13 protein-coding genes are annotated in these 14,834 nt (G+C 70.2%); 12 read left to right on the top strand and 1 reads right to left on the bottom strand.

Features of this window, described 5'->3' with window-relative positions; genetic code table 11:
* Window positions 1-339: 339 nt before the first annotated feature.
* The 8 genes from ABZZ74_RS24105 (at window position 340) to ABZZ74_RS24070 (ending at window position 10,541) form a co-directional block, all read left to right on the top strand.
* Complete coding sequence (locus ABZZ74_RS24105) at window positions 340-1,836, top strand: bifunctional cytidylyltransferase/SDR family oxidoreductase (RefSeq protein ID WP_356768136.1); 1,497 nt, start codon at window positions 340-342, stop codon at window positions 1,834-1,836.
* A gap of 136 nt (window positions 1,837-1,972) precedes the next feature.
* Window positions 1,973-4,072, top strand: coding sequence for a hypothetical protein (locus ABZZ74_RS24100; protein WP_356768134.1), 2,100 nt, complete (start codon window positions 1,973-1,975; stop codon window positions 4,070-4,072).
* 150 nt (window positions 4,073-4,222) lie between these two features.
* Complete coding sequence (locus ABZZ74_RS24095) at window positions 4,223-5,467, top strand: glycosyltransferase family 2 protein (protein ID WP_356768132.1); 1,245 nt, start codon at window positions 4,223-4,225, stop codon at window positions 5,465-5,467.
* 141 nt (window positions 5,468-5,608) lie between these two features.
* On the top strand, window positions 5,609-6,715 hold the full coding sequence (gene proB, locus ABZZ74_RS24090; RefSeq protein WP_356768364.1) for a glutamate 5-kinase: 1,107 nt from the start codon (window positions 5,609-5,611) through the stop codon (window positions 6,713-6,715).
* A gap of 134 nt (window positions 6,716-6,849) precedes the next feature.
* Window positions 6,850-7,326, top strand: coding sequence for a hypothetical protein (locus ABZZ74_RS24085; protein WP_356768130.1), 477 nt, complete (start codon window positions 6,850-6,852; stop codon window positions 7,324-7,326).
* Between the two features lie 61 nt (window positions 7,327-7,387).
* Window positions 7,388-8,674, top strand: a complete 1,287-nt coding sequence (locus tag ABZZ74_RS24080; RefSeq protein ID WP_356768128.1) for a glutamate-5-semialdehyde dehydrogenase — start codon at window positions 7,388-7,390, stop codon at window positions 8,672-8,674.
* A 102-nt stretch (window positions 8,675-8,776) separates the two neighbouring features.
* The gene (locus ABZZ74_RS24075) at window positions 8,777-9,370 is read left to right on the top strand and encodes a hypothetical protein (RefSeq protein ID WP_356768126.1); all 594 of its coding nucleotides are present in this window, start codon (window positions 8,777-8,779) and stop codon (window positions 9,368-9,370) included.
* A 100-nt stretch (window positions 9,371-9,470) separates the two neighbouring features.
* A complete protein-coding gene (locus ABZZ74_RS24070) occupies window positions 9,471-10,541 on the top strand; it encodes a hypothetical protein (RefSeq protein WP_356768124.1) in 1,071 nt (356 codons plus the stop codon).
* Between the two features lie 57 nt (window positions 10,542-10,598).
* Here the strand turns inward: ABZZ74_RS24070 and ABZZ74_RS24065 are convergent, their stop codons facing one another.
* Window positions 10,599-11,708, bottom strand: coding sequence for a M48 family metallopeptidase (locus ABZZ74_RS24065; protein WP_356768122.1), 1,110 nt, complete (start codon window positions 11,706-11,708; stop codon window positions 10,599-10,601).
* 127 nt (window positions 11,709-11,835) lie between these two features.
* Between ABZZ74_RS24065 and ABZZ74_RS24060 the strand changes: the two genes are divergently transcribed.
* From ABZZ74_RS24060 to ABZZ74_RS24045, 4 genes are all read left to right on the top strand, one after another.
* Window positions 11,836-11,997 carry a hypothetical protein gene (locus ABZZ74_RS24060; protein ID WP_133041023.1) on the top strand — a complete coding sequence of 54 codons (162 nt, stop codon included), beginning with the start codon at window positions 11,836-11,838 and terminating at the stop codon, window positions 11,995-11,997.
* Between the two features lie 109 nt (window positions 11,998-12,106).
* Window positions 12,107-12,259, top strand: a complete 153-nt coding sequence (locus ABZZ74_RS24055; protein ID WP_356768120.1) for a hypothetical protein — start codon at window positions 12,107-12,109, stop codon at window positions 12,257-12,259.
* 80 nt (window positions 12,260-12,339) lie between these two features.
* Complete coding sequence (gene nadD, locus ABZZ74_RS24050) at window positions 12,340-13,026, top strand: nicotinate-nucleotide adenylyltransferase (RefSeq protein WP_356768118.1); 687 nt, start codon at window positions 12,340-12,342, stop codon at window positions 13,024-13,026.
* A 16-nt stretch (window positions 13,027-13,042) separates the two neighbouring features.
* Window positions 13,043-14,743, top strand: a complete 1,701-nt coding sequence (locus tag ABZZ74_RS24045) for a LytR C-terminal domain-containing protein (RefSeq protein ID WP_356768116.1) — start codon at window positions 13,043-13,045, stop codon at window positions 14,741-14,743.
* Window positions 14,744-14,834 lie beyond the last annotated feature (91 nt).

Raw genomic sequence — 14,834 nt, 5'->3', positions numbered from 1 at the left:
CGCGGCAATGGTCTCCCGGACGAGCTGTATTCCAGACTCGTACGAAACGGCGCGGTGACGCATATGAAGAATTCGTGCAGCCCCACCCCGCTCGGTCGGGCCCCCGCCGAGGACCGGCGCCGAGGTGGCGGCCCGGATCACCTGTATGGACGTACGGGTCCTGTGCCGTTACTCACAGCAATTCCGCGGGCGCTCTCGGCGGGGTTCCGGCGGTCACCAGCACTGCAAGGTGAATGCCAGGTAGCGCGTACATATGCAGTGAAGGGCGCTCACCTTGCACAGCGGTAACCGCAAGTGGGACCATTTCCCCGTTCCCTGTCGCCCCAAGGTAGGTCCTCTGTGTCCCAGCACATAGCCAAGCCCCGTACCACCGCAGTGATCCTGGCCGGTGGTACCGGCCAGCGGGTGGGTCTTTCGATCCCCAAGCAGCTGCTGAAGATCGCCGGCAAGGCAGTCATCGAGCACACCCTGACCACCTTCGAGAAGGCGGACTCGATCGACGACATCATCGTGCTGATGGCGCCGGGCTACGTGCCCGACGTCGAGAAGATCGTCGCCAAGGCCGGGTTCACCAAGGTCAAGAAGATCATCGAGGGCGGTTCCACGCGGAACGAGACCACCGAGCGCGCCATCGAGGCCCTCGGCGAGGGTCTGGCGCAGGGCGAGGACCTCAACGTCCTCTTCCACGACGCCGTACGCCCCCTGCTGTCGCAGCGCGTCATCGACGACTGCGTGGTGGCGCTGGAGCGTTACGAGGCCGTCGACGTGGCCATTCCGTCCGCGGACACCATCATCGTGACCCGCACGCACGGCCAGGACGGCGAGTTCATCACGGAGATCCCGGACCGCTCCCGGCTGCGCCGCGGCCAGACCCCGCAGGCCTTCAAGCTGTCCACCATCCGCCGCGCCTACGAGGTCGCCGCCGGCGACCCCAACTTCCAGGCCACGGACGACTGCTCGGTCGTGCTCAAGTACCTGCCGGACGTGCCGATCCACGTCGTCGCGGGCGACGAGTACAACATGAAGGTCACCCAGCCGGTCGACGTCTTCATCGCCGACAAGCTCTTCCAGCTCGCCTCCACGGCGGCCCCCGAGCAGAACGGCGACGAGGCGTACCGCCAGCTGCTCACCGGCAAGACCGTCGTCGTCTTCGGCGGCTCCTACGGCATCGGCAAGGACATCTCCGAACTCGCCGCGTCCTACGGCGCCACGGTGTACCCGCTGGGCCGCTCCACCACCGGCACCCACGTCGAGAACCCGGAGGAGGTCGACGACGCGCTGTCCAAGGCGTACGCGGAGACCGGCCGGATCGACTACGTCGTCAACACCGCCGGTGTGCTGCGCATCGGCAAGCTCGCCGAGACCGACAACGCGACCATCGAGGAAGCGCTGAAGGTCAACTACCTGGCCCCGGTTCAGATCGCACGTTCGAGCTACAAGTACCTCGCCGAGACCAAGGGCCAGCTGCTGCTGTACACCTCCAGCAGCTACACCCGCGGCCGCGCCGAGTACAGCCTGTACTCCTCGACCAAGGCCGCGATGGTGAACCTCACCCAGGCCCTGTCCGACGAGTGGGCCGGCGACGGCGTCCGCGTCAACTGCATCAACCCGGAGCGCACCGCCACGCCGATGCGCACCAAGGCCTTCGGCCAGGAGCCCGCGGGCTCGCTGCTGTCCTCCGAGGCGGTGGCGCGCACCTCGCTGGACGTGCTCCTTTCCGAGCTCACCGGCCATGTCATCGACGTACGCCAGCAGGACCCGACGGCGGGTGCCGCCGAGGCCACCGGCTTCGAGCAGGCGCTGGCCTCGGTGTTGGACCGTCAGGACGGCGTGTAATAATCGACCACAATTAGCCTTCCGTTATTCAGGCCTCTGCTTTCCGGCGTTAATGCAGTGCATTGACCGGGCGTTCGCAGGGGCCTGAATCCGTAAAGAACAAAACCGGCACTTCCCCTCCCAGAGCAGGTTTTACGTGATATCCACCGCTATTCGCGTCGCCCGGGTGGGCAGCGCGTCGGAGCTGGCCGCGGCGGTCCTCCTGATGCTGGGCTTCCCGGCGATCATGGTGGCCGCGCTCATCCCGAGCGTCTACGCCTTCGCGGCAGCGGCCGCCGTGACGTACCTGGCCGACCACTACCTGCACCGCAAGGGCAGCTATCTGGTCAACCGGCTGAGCAAGGTGAGAGCCGGTCTCTCGATCCGCTTCCTGATCCGGGAGCTGCTGCTGATCCTGCTGCTGGCCCGGCTGGACCTCGCGAACAACCTGATCTACTACGGCGCGATCGGCTGCTTCATCGCGTTCTACGGCCTCCAGGCACCGCACGGCGCCGTGGTCACGCTGATCCGCAACCGCCGCCGGATGCCGGTCGCCACCCGCAACGTCGACCTGAAGTCGCGGATCAACATCCCGGACGCGCCGCCGCTGGGCCTGCTCGACCGGTCGGCCGAGAAGATGCTCCACCTCGACCTCGCGGCCGTCGTCGGCATACTGATCTCCGCCGAGGCGGGCTCCTCCGTGGCCGGCTTCATCGGCATCGGCCTCACCCTCGGCCTGGGCAGCCTGTACGTCCTGGCGCTCCTGCCGTTCGTCCGCGGCGGCAAGATCCCGCCGAACGCCGACAAGGTCCTGGTGGCCGTCGACGACTGGCTGCGCGAGTACAAGCCGGAGACGGTGCTGTACTTCTCCGGCTCCAAGGACTCCGCCTACCAGGTCAACATGTGGCTGGAGACCATGGAGCAGCTGGACTCCCGGCCGTTGATCATCCTGCGCGAGCGGGTCATCCTGCAGAACCTCGCGCCCACCACGGTCCCCGTCATCTGCGTGCCCGGAGGGGTGCACCTGATGAACATGGACCTGTCCACGGTGCGGGTCGCGCTGTACGCCGCGAACGTCGGCAAGAACATCCACCTGCTGCGCGTGCCCACCATGAAGCACGTCTTCATCGGTCACGGCGACAGCGACAAGCTGGCCAGCGTCAACCCGTTCAGCAAGGCCTACGACGAGGTGTGGACCGCCGGCCGCGCGGGCCGCGACCGCTACGCCATCGCCGACGTCGGCGTCCGCGACGAGGACATCGTCGAGGTCGGCCGCCCGCAGCTCGCGCCGATCCGGGGCTGGGAGGGCGTGCCGGAGGGTCGCATCCCGACCGTGCTCTACGCCCCCACCTGGGAAGGCTGGGACGGCGACCCGGGCAACACCTCGATCATGCTCGCCGGCGAGAACATCGTGAAGAAGCTGGTCAAGGCCGACCCGCCGGTGCGTGTCCTGTACAAGCCGCACCCCTTCACGGGCACGGTCCTACCGAAGGCCGCCGCCGCCCACCGGCGCATCGTCGCCCTGGTGGAGAAGGCCGCCGCCGAGCGCGCCGCCGACTCCCGCTTCACCGCCGACACGGCCGGGCAGGAGAAGGCGAAGGCCGACCTCGCTCGCATCGAGGCCCGGATCGCCGAACTGGTCGGCGCCGGCGGCGACAAGGCCGACGAGGCCGAGGCCACCCGGGACGGCGTCGTCGACGTCGCCCAGTACGAGGAGGTCGCCCGGCTGCGCGGCGAGTGGAACGAGGCCTACTGGCGCTCGTTCCCGGCGTGGGAGCACCGCGTCATCGAGGGCGCCGAGCCGCGCCTGTTCGACTGCTTCAACGTCTCCGACGCGATGGTCTCCGACATCTCCTCCGTCGTCTCCGACTTCATCGCGAGCGGCAAGCCGTACGCGGTCACCGACTCCGCCGAGCTGGGCGTGGAGGAGTTCAAGCGGCAGAACACCGCCGTGCGCGCCGCGGTGATCCTCAACAACAAGGCCGCCCAGATGGGCGAGCTGCTGGGCGCCGTACGCGATCCGAAGGCGGACCCGCTGGCCGAGGACCGCAAGGAACTCAAGCAGTACCTACTCGGTCCTGACGAGCCCACCTCCATCGAGCAGTTCAACACCGCGGTGAAGGAGCTGGCCCTCAAGGCCGACACCCGCAACCTCGGCCAGGAGTCCCGTGCCTCCGCGGCCGGAACCCCCGGCGCCGACGAACTCTCGGACGCGCTGTCCGCCCCACAGCCGGCCCCGCAGCCGCCGACCGTGTGAAACAGGTGAGAAGGGCCCGGTTTTCGAGGAGTGATCCTCGAAAACCGGGCCCTTCTTACGTATGTCCAGGCAACCGCCCCGAGCGGTCGTCCGTCTAGAAGATGACGAACGAGCCGACTGAGGGGGAACTTCCTGTGACAAGGGGGAAACGTGACCGTGGCGCAGCCTGATGTGAGCGTCGTCATCGGGGCCTACGAGGCGATGCCCTACCTGGTCGAGTGCCTCGCGTCCGTCGAGGCCCAGACCATCGGGGCTGAGCGGATCGAGGTCATCGCGGTCGACGACGGCTCGACGGACGGGACGGGGGACTACCTGGAGCGGTTCGCCGAGCGCGCGGCCATGCCGGTCACCGTGATCCGTCAGCACAACTCCGGCGGCCCCAGCGGCCCGCGCAACGTCGGTCTCGGCAAGGCCGCCGGGCGGTACGTGTTCTTCCTGGACGCCGACGACCGGCTCGGTCCTGAGGCGCTCGAGCGGATGGTCGCGGCGGCCGACCGCAACGGCACGGACGTGGTCCTGGGCAGGATCGAGGGCATCAACCGCTCGGCGCCGCGGATCGCCTGGGAGACGCTGGAGCGCACCGACGTCTACTCCTCCAGCATCAAGTTCACCCTGAGCGCGCAGAAACTCTTCCGCCGCGCGCTTCTCGAACGGCACGGAATGCGCTTCGACGAGTCGCTGTGGACCGGCGAGGACGCGCTGTTCACCATGGAGGCCTATCTGCGGGCCGACGGCGTCTCCGTGGTCGGCGACCACACCTGCTACTACCTGGTGGGCCGTGACGACGGCAAACACGTGACGAAGACCGGGAGTTACACCCTGCGCTTCGACTCCGCGCGCGCCCTGATGAACCTGATCGCCGAGTTCGTGCCCGCGGGGGAGCGGCGTGACGCGCTCATGGTGCGGCCCTTCCTGATCACGCTGCTGCCGCAGTTCGGGCCGAAGTTCCTCAAGGACAGCGAGCAGGTCCGTCGGCACAAGTTCGAGCTGGCAGAACCGCTGATGAAGCAGTTCTGGACCAGCACGGTCGCCGGGCGCCTCAAGGTCGAGGAGCGAATACGGCTGCACCTCGTCGCCGAGCAGCAGCCCGAACTCCTCGCCGGTTTCCTGGAGTTCCTGAGGGCGAAGAAGCAGCCGGAGGCGGTCCTCGAACGCAGGGGCCACCACGTCTACTTCGCCTACCCCTACTTCCGTGAGGCCTCGCTCGGCATCCCCGACTCCCTCTACCGTGCCGCCCCCCGCGAGGCCCGAGCCGTACCCGGCTACCGGGAACACACCGCGATCTCCCTCCTGCGCCGAGCGGTGGGCAAGGCCCGCCGGGCGATGAGCCCCCGGCCCACCCCGACCGAAACCCCCCGAACCCCGACGCCGGGCGGCACAGCGGCGGCGGCCTGACGCCGGTCGTCCGCACCGCGTGGCGTCTGTCCGGGGACTGGACCGACGCGCGGCGTGCGGCCCCCTTCGCGTAGATTGCGTGGCGGGGAGACCCGAGTGCGCGAGGGGACGGACAAGCAGGTGGCAGGGGTAAGGCAGGGCGTGGCTCAGGCCCGCAGGATCGTCGTCAAGGTGGGCTCCTCGTCGCTGACCACCGCCTCCGGCGGCCTGGACGCCGACCGGGTCGACGCGCTCGTCGACGTCCTGGCCAAGAGCCGCAGCGGGGGAGAGAAGGAGATCGTGCTGGTCTCCTCCGGCGCCATCGCCGCCGGCCTCGCCCCCCTCGGCCTGCGGCGCCGCCCCCGCGACCTGGCCCGCCAGCAGGCCGCCGCCAGCGTCGGCCAGGGCCTGCTGGTGGCGCGCTACACCGCCTCCTTCGCCCGCTACGGCGTCCGCGTCGGCCAGGTCCTGCTGACCAGCGACGACATGAGCCGCCGCGCCCACCACCGCAACGCCTCCCGCACCCTCGACAAGCTCCTCGCGATGGGCGCGTTCCCGGTCGTCAACGAGAACGACACCGTCGCCACCGACGAGATCCGCTTCGGCGACAACGACCGTCTCGCGGCCCTGGTGGCGCACCTCGTCCACGCCGACCTGCTGGTCCTGCTCTCCGACGTCGACGGCGTCTACGACGGCGACCCGGGCAGACCCGGCACCTCGCGGATAGCGGAGGTGCGGGGTGCGGAGGACCTCGCCGGAGTGGAGATCGGCAGCGCGGGCAAGGCCGGCGTCGGCACCGGCGGCATGGTCACCAAGATCGAGGCGGCCGGGATCGCCGCCGCGGCCGGCATCCCCGTGGTCCTCACCAGTGCCGTGCACGCCGGCGAGGCGCTGTCCGGCGGGGACACCGGGACCTACTTCCACATCACCGGCAAGCGCTCCGCGGACCGTCTGCTGTGGCTCCAGCACGCCTCCACCCCGCAGGGCTCGCTCACCCTGGACGACGGCGCCGTACGGGCGGTCGTCGAGCGCCGCACGTCGCTGCTGCCGGCCGGAATCGCCGCCGTCGAGGGGGAGTTCGTCGCCGGGGACCCGGTGGAGCTGCGGGACGCGCAGGGACGCGCGGTGGCCCGCGGGCTCGTCAACTTCGACGCCAAGGAGATCCCCCAGCTGCTCGGCCGCTCCACCCGTGAGCTCGCCCGCGAACTGGGCGCCGCGTACGAGCGCGAGGTCGTACACAGGGACGATCTGGTGCTCCTGCACCCGTAATTAGCCCGAAACGTCCTCCCCCGGTGGTGGACGTTCCGCAAAAGCGTCACGTGGCGGCTCCGGGCCTGCTCAACTTTGTCTCAGGGACACCTTCCGCGCGAGCACTGCTCGACCCTGGGAAAAAGGAGGCCGTCGTGAGACGAGTGCGCCCTGGGACGACGTCCCGCGGTGGCACCGGCGGTACCGGGGGCGCCTCCTCCCGCGCGGCCGGCGAGGAGCGGGCCCTGACCAGCGTGGCGGCCGGCGACCGGTACGAGGAACCGGCCGATCTGCCGCGCCTGTGGCATGTCACGCTCAGCGTCTCCGGCGCCGAGGTCCCCCTGGCGGAGGTCCGGCGCGGCCTGGAGCAGCTCGCCCACGACCACCCCTTCCTTCTGACCAGCAGGTATGCGGGCGACCACGCGGAGATCCGGTACTGGGAGGAGGCCCGCGACCTGCACGACGCGGCCGCGGTCGCCCTGCGGCTGTGGGGCGAGCACCGCCGCACCGCCCAGCTGCCGCCCTGGGAGATCGTCGGCCTGGAGGTCATCGACCGCGAGACCTACCACCAGCGCCTCGCGGAGGGCTACGGCCCGCCGCCGGCCTCCCCTGTCGGAGTTCACCCCTTTTGAGACCGTCTCGGGGTTTGGGATAGAAGGTGGACGGCCCCGTCCGGCGCACTAACCTTTCCTCATGACCACGCTTTCGCCGTACGACTCCATGTCCCCGGTCACCCAGGCCGCCTACCGCGCCAAGGCCGCCGCCGCCGACCTCGCCCCGCTGCCGCGCGCGGTCAAGGACGACGCGCTGGGCGCCGTGGCGGACGCCCTGGAGGTCCGTACGAGCGAGATCGTCGAGGCCAACGCCAAGGACATCGCCAAGGCGCGCGAGGCCGGCACCAGCGAGGCCATCATCGACCGCCTCACGCTCACCCCGGAGCGGGTGCGCGCCATCGCCTCCGACGTGCGTGACGTCATCGCGCTGCCCGACCCGGTCGGCGAGGTCGTCCGCGGCTCGACCCTGCCCAACGGCATCGACCTGCGCCAGGTGCGCGTGCCCCTCGGTGTCGTCGGCATCATCTACGAGGCCCGCCCCAACGTCACCGTGGACGCCGCCGCCCTGTGCCTGAAGTCCGGCAACGCGGTCCTGCTGCGCGGCTCGGCCTCCGCGTACGAGTCGAACACCGCCCTGGTGCGGGTCCTGCGGGACGCCGTGGGCGGGGCGGGGCTGCCCGCCGACGCCATCCAGCTCGTGCCCGGCGAGAGCCGCGAGAGCGTCCGCGAGCTGATGCGCGCCCGGGGCCTGGTCGACGTCCTCATCCCGCGCGGCGGCGCCTCGCTGATCCAGACCGTGGTCAACGAGTCCACCGTCCCCGTCATCGAGACCGGCACCGGCAACTGCCACGTCTACGTCGACGCGGCGGCGGACCTCGACATGGCGGTCGACATCCTGATCAACTCCAAGGCCCAGCGGCCCAGCGTCTGCAACGCGGCCGAGACCCTGCTGGTCCACCAGGACATCGCCCCCGAGTTCCTGCCGCTCGCCCTCGACGCCCTCGCGGAGGCCGGGGTGACCGTGCACGCCGACCCGCGGGTGCAGGCGTACGCGAAGGACACGAAGGCCACCGTCGTCGAGGCCACGCCGGACGACTGGGACACCGAGTACCTGTCCTATGACATCGCGGCCGCCGTGGTGGACTCCCTCGACAAGGCCGTCGAGCACATCCGGCTGTGGTCGTCCGGTCACACCGAGGCGATCGTGACGACCTCGCAGCAGGCCGCCCGCCGCTTCACCCAGCTGGTCGACTCCACCACCGTCGCCGTGAACGCCTCGACCCGCTTCACCGACGGCGGCCAGTTCGGCTTCGGCGCGGAGATCGGCATCTCCACGCAGAAGCTGCATGCCCGCGGCCCCATGGGCCTGCCGGAGCTGACCAGCACCAAGTACATCGTCACCGGCGACGGGCACATCCGCCGCTGAGGGAGCGGGTACCCACCGGCGGGGCATATGCGCCCGGCACGCGACCGCGCCGCATGAGAGCCGTCTCACCCAGCGGATGAATTTCCCTACCGTCTGCCCAAATTGACCCCCCAGGTCTACTCTGGATCCGTGCCGGAGGACGTGGGGGGCACGCCGTTCCCTGACGGCTGGGAGCCCGACGACGACCACGACCGCGGAGTGTCGGACGAAGAGTTCGCCTCCGTGGTCTTCGACGAGGCCTTCGTACGGGCGGCCGTGGTCCACGAGCCGACCGCCGTCGAACGCCTCCTGGCCGCCGCCCAGGCCAGAGCCGAGGCCTCCGAGGCGGAGGCCCGCCGTGCCCACGCCCGCGGGGAGCGCTACGAGGACGGGTACGACCCCTCCGGTTTCGGCCATGACCCCGACTTCGACGACCTGGACGACACCGACGTCCTCGAGGGCCGCTACGGCGCCCCGGGGACGTACGGCAAGAAGGTCAACTGGCACCGTCCGGTCGCCTGGATGCTGGCCATCGTGATGGGCGTCGGCATGGTCGCGCTGGCCTTCACCGCGGTCTACCGGGGCGCCTCCTCCAGCAACCGGGACCAGGTGCCGCCGCCCGCCTCGACGGGCGTGGAACAGGGCAGCGCCGCCCCGCCCTCCGCTTCCGCCGACACCTCCCCGCCCGCGGTCTCGGTGATCCCGCGCACTCCCTGAGCGGCCGCTTCGTGGGCTACGCCGGTTCTGGTGAGAACCTGTCAGAAGTTGTCGCGCACCAGGGCGTTTACCGGGGCTTCCCAAGACCTACCCTGAAAGTATGGGCGGGCCTGGAGACCCACCTGAGGGGACACCCGAGGGCGCCCCCGGAGGTGGAGAGGACGAATACCGATCCGTCGTCTTCGACGAGTCGTTCGTCCGCGCTGCCCGCCTTCAGGAGTTCTCCGCGCAGGAGCGCATGGCTGACCACGCGCCCGCCGTACGGCGCCGCCCGCCGCTCCACCGGGGCCTGTCCCGGCAGGCCCTGATCCTGGTTCTGCTGATCGCCGTCGCCTTCGGGACGGCGATCTACATGGGGGTACGGCACCCCTACCAGACGCCCGCCGACCGTCGGCCCGTCGAGCCCCTGCGGATGACGGTCATACCGCTCTCCCCGCAGGGCAAGGTGCCCGGGGCGGCCGATCCCGAGTACCTGTTCGCGCACAGCCCCGCCGCGCAGTTCCGGGTCGGCGCCGAGGGCATACCGCTGCCGCCCACGCGCCGCACCGCGCACTTCTCCGACAGCCAGGTGGTCGCCGCCCTGACCACCGCGAAGGACTACATCGTCCGCTCCTCGCTCTACCCCGAGGTGATCGGCGGCCAGGACGTCCGCTCCGTGCGCGTCATGCTCGACGGCGACCAGCTCGACCAGTTCGACCAGAGCTTCGCCCGCCCGACCGCCGACGGGCGCCATCAGCCGACCGGCTGGCTGGTCCGCTTCGACCAGACCCGCGCCGAGCTCGCCGACCCCAGGATCCGCGTGGAGGGCAGCCTGCAGGCCGCCGAGACCGACTCCGCCACCCTCGAGGTGACCGCCGACCACACCTTCGTCTACGCGCTGAAGCCGACCGGCTCCGCCGCGAAGGCCCCGGCGTCCCTGTTCACCGTCCGGCGCGAGCTGCACTTCCGCTTCGACCGCGACGACCTGCGGCTGCGCCAGGCCCAGCTGACCGTCTCCTACGTCCAGGCCGGGCCGCTGTCCTGCGCCGAGGACTCCACCAACCACCTCCACCCGCTGCTGGCCGGCCAGACCGCGAAGTCGGGCGGCCCGGCCGGCACCGACCCGTACGCGACGGGCGGCACGACGGCGCTCTGCGGCACGCTCGCGACGAGCGCGCTGCCCAAGGTCTGAGGGGGATGTGAACGGGCCGACGGGGAGTCTCCACCCCGTCGGCCCCCTCCGGTCCGGTCAGTCCTCGGTGCGCGGCGGAGTGTCCGTCGGCGGCTCGTCCTGCGGTCGGTCCTCGCCCGCTGCCGGGCTCGTGAATCCGTCGAAGCCGCGCCGTACGCGGCCGCCCAGGCCCCCCGCCCCGCCGGCGATGTCGCTGACCAGCTTCATCAGCGGGTCCTTGGAGCTCTTCACATTGCTGGCGTAGCTCGCCGCCGACTCACGGAAGGAGTCGGAGACCGAGGTGTCCTTGTCCTCGTCGCGGCGCGGGTAGTGGCCGTCCATGATCCGCTGGTAGTCCCGGGTCTCGGACCACTTCTTCAGCTCGGCCGCCCGGATGGTGGTGAACGGGTGGGAGCGCGGCAGCAGGTTCAGGATCTTCAGCACCGAGTCGCGCAGATCGCCGCCCGCCTCGTACTCGTCGGCCTGCTTCAGGAACGCGTCCACGTTCATCTCGTGCAGGTGGTTGCCGCCCGCGATCTTCATCAGACCGCGCATCGAGGCCTTCAGGTCCTGCCCCACCAGCAGCCCCGCCCGGTCGGCGGACAGCTCCGACTTGCGGAACCACTCCCGCAGCGCCGTCACGATCGCCATGATCGCCAGCGTGCCCAGCGGGATCCAGGCGACCCGGATCGCCAGGTTCGTCAGGAACAGCAGGATCGTGCGGTACACCGCGTGCCCGGACAGCGCGTGGCCCACCTCGTGGCCGATGACCGCCCGCATCTCCTCCTCGTCGAGCAGCTCGACGAGCCCGGTGGTGACGACGATGATCGGCTCGTCCAGGCCGATGCACATCGCGTTCGGCTGCGGGTCCTGGTTGACGTACATCGGCGGGACCTTCTCCAGGTCCAGGATGTAACAGGCGTCCCGCAGCATGTCGTTGAGGTGGGCGAACTGCTGGTCGGACACACGCACCGAGTCGGACAGGAACAGCAGCCTCAGGCTGCGCTCGGGCAGCAGCCCGCTGAGCGCCTTGAAGACCGTGTCGAAGCCGCTCAGCTTGCGCAGCGCCACCAGCGCGCTGCGGTCCGCCGGGTGCTCGTACGCACGGGAGGAGATCCCCGGGAAGCGCCGGCGCTGCCTGCTCGGTACGTGCTCGTGTCCGTTGTGCTCGTGGCCGTCGTCGGACATGTCTTCCCCCACATGCGTGTAGTGGCCCTTTGCGGACCCTTGTGCGGCCCTTTGCGCCCCCGAAGCAAGGCCCAGCCTAGGCGGAGTTACCGTGGACGGGCACCACACCGAAGGAGAGTCCCGCACCATGGAGCACATCCCAGCAGCCGCCTGGCTCGCCGCGGCCGCCAGCGCCCCCCAGCACCAGGGATCGGGGTATCTGCTCCGGGTCGTACTGGTGGTGATGATCCTGGGCTGCGCGTTCACCGGGTGGTTCCTGCTGCGGGGCTACAAGCGGAAAGACGACTGAGGACCGTCCGGAGTTCCCCGACGCAGGAGTCGGCGTGATCGCCGCCACGGCCCCCGCTTACGATGGGCCGACATCTTTATCCCCGCCTACCGGATAGGTCCCGCCGAAGATGAGCCTCCACACCACCGCCGCGCACCTGGCCACCCTCGCCGAAGAGGGCGGCAACCACGACAGCCTCAACCCGGCGATCACCGGCGGCGGCGCCCTCGTCGTCCTGCTGCTCCTGCTGTGGATCACCACCCGCTTCAACCGCGACCGCTGAACCTGTCGTCCCCCCGAAGCGGGGCATCCCGGACAGCCGCCGAACCAGGCGCTCAGGTCGGGCCGGTAGGGTCTGCACGCATGGGAGAGCAGGACATGCCTACCGGTCCGGCGAAGGACACGTCGAGCGGCACCGAGACCCGTCGGCCGAGCGGACCGGTCATCGGACCGTCGAACCCCGGCAAGCGCCGCCTCGGTGTCATGGGCGGAACGTTCGACCCGATCCACCACGGGCACCTCGTGGCGGCCAGTGAGGTCGCCGCGCAGTTCCACCTGGACGAGGTGGTGTTCGTCCCGACCGGCCAGCCCTGGCAGAAGAGCCACCGCACGGTCTCCCCGGCCGAGGACCGCTATCTGATGACGGTCATCGCCACCGCCGAGAACCCGCAGTTCTCGGTCAGCCGCATCGACATCGACCGCGGCGGCCCGACCTACACCGTGGACACCCTGCGCGACCTGCGGGCCCTCAGCCCCGACACCGACCTCTTCTTCATCACCGGCGCCGACGCCCTCGGCCAGATCCTCACCTGGCGCGACTCCGAGGAGCTGTTCTCCCTCGCGCACTTCATCGGCTGCACCCGCCCCGGCCATCCCCTGACCGACCACGGCCTCCCGGAGGGCGGCGTCTCGCTGGTGGAGGTTCCCGCGCTGGCCATCTCCTCCACAGACTGCCGTGCGAGAGTCGCCAAGGGCGACCCCATCTGGTACATGGTGCCGGACGGCGTCGTGCGCTACATCGACAAGCGCGAGCTGTACCGCGGCGAGTGAACCGAGAGGGGCACCGGTGAACGACCGATACGACGCGGGCTACGGCGGCGACCAGGACAACCAGTACGAGCTCGTGGGCTACGACGAGTACGGCCGGCCCGTGTACCGGCAGGTCGCCCCGCAGCAGGCGCCCCAGCAGCCGTACGACCCGTACACGCAGCAACAGGGCTACGGCTACGACCCGTACGCCACCGGCCAGCAGCAGCCCCCGGCGTACGACCCCTACGGCACCGGCCGGCAGCAGTACGCCCCGTCCTACGACCCGTACGGCGCCGGTACGGCCCAACCGGCCGCGCCCGCCGCCCCGTACGACCCCTACGGGCAGAGCGCGAGCAGCGGGCAGCAGCCGCGGGTCGCCGAGCAGACCGCCCACATTCCGCAGCAGGCCGGCCCGGCAGAACCCGAACGGGACGACACCGAGGCCCCCGCCGAACGGGACTACCGCACCGAGCAGTTCGCCTTCGTCGAGCAGCCCGACGGTGACTCCGAGGACGTCATCGACTGGCTGAACTTCACCGAGAACCGCACCGAGCGCCGCGAGGAGGCCAAGCGCCGCGCCCGCAGCCGCCTCGTCGCCCTCGTGGTGGCCCTGGCCCTGGTCGCGGTCGGCGGCGTCGGCTATCTCTGGTACGCCGGGAAGCTGCCCGGGCTGTCCAAGTCCGGCGCCAAGAAGGGCACGGCGACGGCCGCGGGCGCCCAGAACCGCGACGTGATCGTCGTCCACCTGCACAACACCGCGAAGGGCGGCACCTCCACGGCGCTGCTCGTCGACAACACCACCACCAAGCAGGGCACCACCGTGCTGCTGCCCAACTCCCTCTCCCTGACGGACGACACGGGCAACGCGACCACGCTCGCCAAGTCCGTCGACGACGACGGCTCCTCCGGCACCCGCGACGCCCTCGACACAGTCCTGGGCACCAACATCGAGGGCACCTGGCGGCTGGACACCCCCTATCTGCAGAACCTGGTCGACCTCGTCGGCAACATCGACATCGACACCGACGCGGACGTGCCCGACCCGAGCGCCAAGAAGAAGGGCAGCGCACCCCTCGTCCACCGCGGCAAGGACCAGACCCTCAGCGGCAGGATGGCCGTCGCCTACGCCACCTACCGCGCCTCCGGGGAGGCCGAGAACGCCCAGCTGGAGCGGTTCGGGCAGGTCATGCAGGGCGTGCTGCGCAAGATGTCCTCCGACCCCTCGGGCGCCACGACGACCGTCCAGACCCTCGCGCAGATCCTCGACCCGTCGCTGACCGACAAGGATCTGGGCACCTTCCTCGCCAAGCTCGCCGACCTCGCCAAGGAGGGCGACTACAAGACCGCCCTGCTGCCCGTGCAGAACGACGGCACGCTCAGCGCCCAGGCGAGCGCAAGCGTGGTCAAGGACGTCCTCGGCGGCACCGCCAAGAGCCCCGACCAGGGCTCCGCCGTCCGGGTCTCCGTGCAAAACGCCAGCGGTGTGAAGGACAACACCGAGAAGACCCGCGTGACGCTCGTCAACGGCGGCTTCACCTTCATCGACGGCGGCACCTCCGCCAGCGCCTCGGCCACGTCCAAGGTCGTCTACTCCGACACCGCCGACAAGGACAACGCCACCGAGGTCGCCAAGACCCTGGGGCTGCCCACCAGCTCCGTGAGCAAGGGCCAGACCGGCGCGAACGCCGACGTCTCGGTGGTCCTCGGCAAGGACTACAAGCCGTCGTCGGCCTCCTAGTAGCGTGTCGCTGCTTAGTTCCGGTGTGTGGGGCTGAAGGGTCGGCGTCTGGCAGATTTCCCTGCCTCTGCCTGATAGGACGGCGTTCATG

This window comes from Streptomyces sp. NPDC006476, assembly GCF_040612015.1.
Classification (GTDB): domain Bacteria; phylum Actinomycetota; class Actinomycetes; order Streptomycetales; family Streptomycetaceae; genus Streptomyces; species Streptomyces griseorubiginosus_B.
The sequence above is the reverse complement of the archived record's forward strand: the minus strand, read 5'-3'. Positions and strand labels throughout refer to the sequence as shown.

Coding starts and splice junctions, on each gene's coding strand:
- ABZZ74_RS24080 (WP_356768128.1), top strand. CDS start 7,388: ATGACCACGCTTTCGCCGTACGACTCCATGTCCCCGGTCACCCAGGCC.
- ABZZ74_RS24070 (WP_356768124.1), top strand. CDS start 9,471: ATGGGCGGGCCTGGAGACCCACCTGAGGGGACACCCGAGGGCGCCCCC.
- ABZZ74_RS24065 (WP_356768122.1), bottom strand. CDS start 11,708: ATGTCCGACGACGGCCACGAGCACAACGGACACGAGCACGTACCGAGC.
- ABZZ74_RS24060 (WP_133041023.1), top strand. CDS start 11,836: ATGGAGCACATCCCAGCAGCCGCCTGGCTCGCCGCGGCCGCCAGCGCC.
- ABZZ74_RS24055 (WP_356768120.1), top strand. CDS start 12,107: ATGAGCCTCCACACCACCGCCGCGCACCTGGCCACCCTCGCCGAAGAG.
- nadD (WP_356768118.1), top strand. CDS start 12,340: ATGGGAGAGCAGGACATGCCTACCGGTCCGGCGAAGGACACGTCGAGC.